Source organism: uncultured Hyphomicrobium sp. (assembly GCF_902826555.1).
Classification (GTDB): domain Bacteria; phylum Pseudomonadota; class Alphaproteobacteria; order Rhizobiales; family Hyphomicrobiaceae; genus Hyphomicrobium_C.
Window position 1 is genome coordinate 1 of sequence record NZ_CADEFI010000029.1, and the last position, 4,518, is coordinate 4,518.

Genomic DNA, 4,518 nt, shown 5'->3' on the forward strand with positions numbered 1-4,518 from the left:
CTCTTCCAATTGGGGATGGACTTGACTCGTTCAAGCCCCGCCCAAAAGGAAGATCTGCACGCGTCGCAGGGTAAGCGCGCTGCTCTTGAGGACACGACTGAGGACCGCGGCGCCAGCACCCATGCTGGCCGGCACCTGATGATCGATTTGTATGGTGCCAAGCGGCTCGACGACGTCGGGCACGTGGAGCGGGTACTCAAACAATGTGTCGAAGCCTCGGGCGCGACGCTCCTGCACATGCATCTTCACCCCCTGAAACCCACGGGTGGGGTGACCGGTGTTGCGGTGCTGAAGGAGAGCCATATCGCGATCCACAGCTGGCCTGGTGACGGCTATGCGGCGCTCGATATCTTCATGAGCGGCAGCGCCGATCCCGCAAACGCCATCCCGGTGCTCCAGAAGGCGTTCTCGGCGCGCGAGGTTCGCGTGACGACGCAGCTTCGCGGCGCGACGCCTGGGGAGACCGGCGAGCGGACGAGTAAGGCGAAGAAGAAGCCTGCTCCTGCCCGGCCCCGCGCCATCAGGAAGGCGAAGGCCGCTTAAAGCGCCTCGCTGAGTGAAGGAAAAGACGACCAGCAGACAGACAAGGGCGCGTGTCCGGGCCATCGGATGCGCGCCCAATTTTTTGGCCGAGCGGTTGAAGCAGATACCTACGGCCTACTGCCGGCCTCAGGCCATCCGTGCCGAGCAGGACGCGCACCGCCCGCGGAGCTCCAGCGTCATGGCGCGCACGGTGTACTTGGAGCGCTTTGCCCAGCCTGCCAGCGCCTCGACCGCCTTCGGCTCCGCGAACTCCGACACCGTCCCGCAGTCGTCGCAGATGGCGAACACGGCCGCGCCCTGGTGCTGGTGGCCCGACTGGCCGCAGGCAACGAAGGCATTGAGAGATTCGAGCCGGTGCGCCGATCCGGACGCGATGAGCCGGTCCAGCGCCCTGTAGACGGTCTGCGGCGCCAGGCTGGCCCTGTCGCGCAACTGGTCGATGATCTCGTAGGCCGAGACCGGCCGCCCGGATTCCCGGAGCGCCGTGAAGATGAGCTTGTCCTGCTCCTGTGCCGGCCGCCGCTTCGTGACTTTCCGCGTCATGCGTCTCTCTGGTTCCTGCAACACGTGCAAAGTGTAGCATAGTGGTCGCGCCAAGGGTGGCTGGCATGCCGGAAAACGATGCCGGGCAGCGGCAAAATCTGCCTGTTTCCGGCCGACAACGCCGATTGCCATTCCCCCGCCGCGCGGCTATAACCCGCCGATCTCAAGCACATGCGAGAGACCTGCCCGGCACCCTTGGAGGCCGGCCGCAGCCAACTGGGCCTTAACTAAGGCCCTTTTTTCATTGGAGAAAATGCCATGTCCGAGATCATTGAGATCAAGGCCACGGCGCGCCCGCGTGCTGGCAAGGGGGCCGCACGCCAAGCCCGCCGAGAGGGGAATGTCCCCGCCGTCATCTATGGAGACGGCCAACCCGCAGAGATCATCGCCATCAACGGCAACGATCTCTGGAAGCAGTTCATCAAGGGGCACTTCACCTCGTCCGTGTTCGACATCGCTGTCGGCTCGAACAAGATCCGCGTCATTCCCCGCGACGTCCAGGTCGATCCGGTCAAGGATCACCCGATCCACGTCGACTTCCTGCGCATCGGTAAGGACGGCGTCATCCGCGTGTCCGTGCCGGTCCGCTTTACGAACCACACCCTTTCGCCCGGCCTGAAGCGCGGCGGCGTGCTCAACATCGTGCGCCACGACGTAGAGGTTTTCTGCCCCTACGATCGCATTCCGCCCTTCTTCGAGATCAACCTCGAAGGCCTCGAGATCGGCCGCTCGATCCACATCTCCTCCGTCGCCATGCCTGACGGCGTCACTCCGGTCATTGCCCGCGATTTCACGGTCGCGACCATTGCCGGTGCCAAGAAGGACGAGGAAGAAGCGACCGCTGCTGGCGCTGCCGAAGGTGGAGCAGGTGCTCCCGCAGGCGATGCCAAGGCTGCAGCTCCCGCTGCTGGCGCCAAGGCTGGTGCTGCACCCGCCAAGGGAGCCGCTCCCGCGGCCGCCGCTGGCAAGGCAGCCCCGGCTGCCAAGCCCGCCGCCAAGAAGTAAGACGGCGCATTTGCATGAAAGGCCGGCGGCCCGTAAGACGGGTGCCGGCCTTTTTTGTTTTGGGACCTCGGGATGAAACTCTTCGTCGGCCTCGGCAATCCCGGCGGCGAATACGCGCGTAACCGCCACAACGTCGGTTTCATGGCCGTCGACGAGATCGCGCGCGTGCACCGCTTCGGACCCTGGAAGCGCAAGTTCCAGGGTCAGGCCACCGACGGCGAGATAGCAGGCGAGAAGATCCTGATCCTGAAGCCCGACACCTACATGAACGAGAGCGGCCGCTCCGTTGGCGAGGCCGCGCGCTTCCTCAAGATCGCTGAGGAGGACATTGTCGTCTTCTACGACGAGATCGACCTCGCGCCTGGCAAGCTCAAGGTGAAGACCGGCGGCGGCAACGCGGGTCACAACGGCTTGCGCTCGATCTCCGCCCACCTCGGCAACGACTACGTACGGGTGCGCATCGGCGTCGGCCATCCCGGAGTGAAGGAGCTGGTCGCCCGCTGGGTGTTGAACGATTTCGCCAAGGCGGATCAGGAATGGCTTATCCCCTTGCTCGAGGCGATCGCCGCAGCGGCGCCCCGGCTCGCCAAAAACGATCAGTCCCGCTTCCTGACCGATGTCGCCAAGGCACTGGGGGACGAGCCCGACCCGCGCAAGGCCAAGGTGCGCGAGCCCGTCGAGGAGCCGGAGCCTCCGAAAGCCAAGCAGCGCACGCATCCGGCGGGCGAGCGTGCGGGCAAGAGCGCCAACGCGATCGCCGAGAATCTCAAGAAATGGCTCGCCGGCCGCGAGAAGAAGGACTGACGGGACCGATCGATCCGAAGGGCCACCGGTCCCGAAGCATTCGGTGTCTCTTTTCTGTCCCCGATCCGGGCTATCGTGGGCCAAAGCCGCTTTAGAAGAGGGGGAGCCGCGCATGGCGCTCGGCACGGAAAAGCTCAAGGAGCAGTTTCAGAAATCGAAAAAGGTGCGCCGCGCGTGGAGCGCCTACAAATGGTTCGACCGCATCCGCAACTGGCAGGATTGGTACAACTGGATCGCTACGTTCCTGCAGACGAAGGCGGGCGCTGCGGTTGCCCTCGGCTCGACGGCCGTCATCACCACCTCCGCCGTCGTCGTCCACAACGCCGTCGTCGACCCGTACGCGGAGCCCTACGTGCAGACGGAGGTGGCGCCGCTCGCCGATCCCATGCGCCAGACCAAGGGCACGCTCATCTTCGCCATCGAGGGCCGCGACAAGGCCGGCCGGCAAGGCACGTTCGACGTGGTCGTCGCGCGCAAGCAGTTTCTCTGGGTGCGAGGCAGCGCTGAGGATCTGGAGAAGGAGGGACGCAAGATCACCGGCGACGAGCTGGCGCGCGATGTCCTGGACCAGGAGGTGCGTGACGGGCTCGCCAACGCGCACGAGATCATTGCCGTCGGCACCGCGTCGCAGGAAGGCGATCCCACGGCCGAGAAGGCGCGCGCGGGCCGTCGCGCGGCCCGGACCGCCGAGATCGTCGCAACGGCGATCCAAGGCGATATTCCGATTTCCAGCCTGAACCTCGGCCAGTACCGCGAGATCGGAGGCAAGGCCGCCGCGACCGGGACCGATTGGCAGCGCCCGTTCATGATCATCGCCGTGAAGGAGCTTGAAACGGATACGGTGGTTGCAGAGGCGCTGGCGGATGCCATGACGGGCAAGGAGCAGCTTCCGAGCCCGGCCAGCTATTCGGCCTTCGAGCTGAGCAAAATCCGCTGAGCGTCAAAAGCATGCACATTGGTCAGGCTGGCTAAAGCGTTCCGCATTAGGACCATCGGCGACGCATGCTCCGGCGCGTGTCGCGCCGCCATGCCCGAATGATTTTTGGGGGACCAGAATGCAGCGCTTTTTCACCACCATAGCTGTTGTGCTGGCGTACGCCGCGAGTTTCGCCACGCCGGCCTCGGCTGAGAAAGTCGACCTGTCTACCGTGAGCTGCAGCCAATTGATCGAATCGATCGATTCCGGATCCGAAAACGACAAGTCCGGCATGGGCGGCATCCTGTACTGGATCGCCGGCTACACCGTGACGGAGGAACAAGGAGCGGTGATCGACTTCGACGGGCTGGGCAAGGACTTCGACAAGATCCTCGCCGGGTGCCGGGAGCAGCCCAAGGTGGGCGTGCTGACGATGGCCGCGAAATACCTCGGAGAAAACGCGACCAAGCACGGGCCCCAGGCCGTAGATCTCAAGACCATGACGTGTCAGGCGGCCGTCAAATCCTCGACCGACGAGGCCGAAGGCATGGGCTTCATTCTGATGTGGATCGCCGGCTACCAGGCCTCGGATTCCGAGAGCACCATCTTCGACACCGACAGCTTCTCCGCCGACATGCACAAGATCGGCGAGTACTGCGGCACCAACCCGGCGATCGGCCTGTTGACGGCCTCCGACGAGATCATGG

Annotated in this window: 6 protein-coding genes; 5 read left to right on the top strand and 1 reads right to left on the bottom strand. The window is 64.6% G+C overall.

Translation table 11 applies throughout. The features are described from left to right. A partial coding sequence (gene speD / locus QZV93_RS12445) for an adenosylmethionine decarboxylase (RefSeq protein WP_295558878.1) occupies positions 1-543 on the top strand: 543 nt, incomplete at its 5' end. A 126-nt stretch (positions 544-669) separates the two neighbouring features. On the opposite strand, the gene QZV93_RS12450 is transcribed toward speD, so the two are convergent. Further along, entirely contained in the window at positions 670-1,086 is a 417-nt protein-coding gene (locus tag QZV93_RS12450) for a Fur family transcriptional regulator (protein WP_295558880.1), read from the bottom strand. Between the two features lie 258 nt (positions 1,087-1,344). Here QZV93_RS12450 and QZV93_RS12455 point away from each other — a divergent pair, with 258 nt between their 5' ends. The 4 genes from QZV93_RS12455 to QZV93_RS12470 form a co-directional block, all read left to right on the top strand. Beyond that, positions 1,345-2,091 carry a 50S ribosomal protein L25/general stress protein Ctc gene (locus QZV93_RS12455; RefSeq protein ID WP_295558882.1) on the top strand — a complete coding sequence of 249 codons (747 nt, stop codon included), beginning with the start codon at positions 1,345-1,347 and terminating at the stop codon, positions 2,089-2,091. Between the two features lie 72 nt (positions 2,092-2,163). Then, complete coding sequence (gene pth, locus QZV93_RS12460) at positions 2,164-2,895, top strand: aminoacyl-tRNA hydrolase (protein ID WP_295558884.1); 732 nt, start codon at positions 2,164-2,166, stop codon at positions 2,893-2,895. Positions 2,896-3,007: 112 nt separating this feature from the next. Then, a complete protein-coding gene (locus QZV93_RS12465) occupies positions 3,008-3,832 on the top strand; it encodes a hypothetical protein (protein WP_295558885.1) in 825 nt (274 codons plus the stop codon). Positions 3,833-3,950: 118 nt separating this feature from the next. Further along, on the top strand, positions 3,951-4,518 hold a 568-nt coding region (locus QZV93_RS12470), incomplete at its 3' end, for an HdeA/HdeB family chaperone (RefSeq protein ID WP_295558887.1).

Bases quoted from the DNA above. Each gene is read 5' to 3' on its own strand.
- QZV93_RS12450 (WP_295558880.1), bottom strand. From the start codon at position 1,086: ATGACGCGGAAAGTCACGAAGCGGCGGCCGGCACAGGAGCAGGACAAG.
- QZV93_RS12455 (WP_295558882.1), top strand. From the start codon at position 1,345: ATGTCCGAGATCATTGAGATCAAGGCCACGGCGCGCCCGCGTGCTGGC.
- QZV93_RS12465 (WP_295558885.1), top strand. From the start codon at position 3,008: ATGGCGCTCGGCACGGAAAAGCTCAAGGAGCAGTTTCAGAAATCGAAA.
- pth (WP_295558884.1), top strand. From the start codon at position 2,164: ATGAAACTCTTCGTCGGCCTCGGCAATCCCGGCGGCGAATACGCGCGT.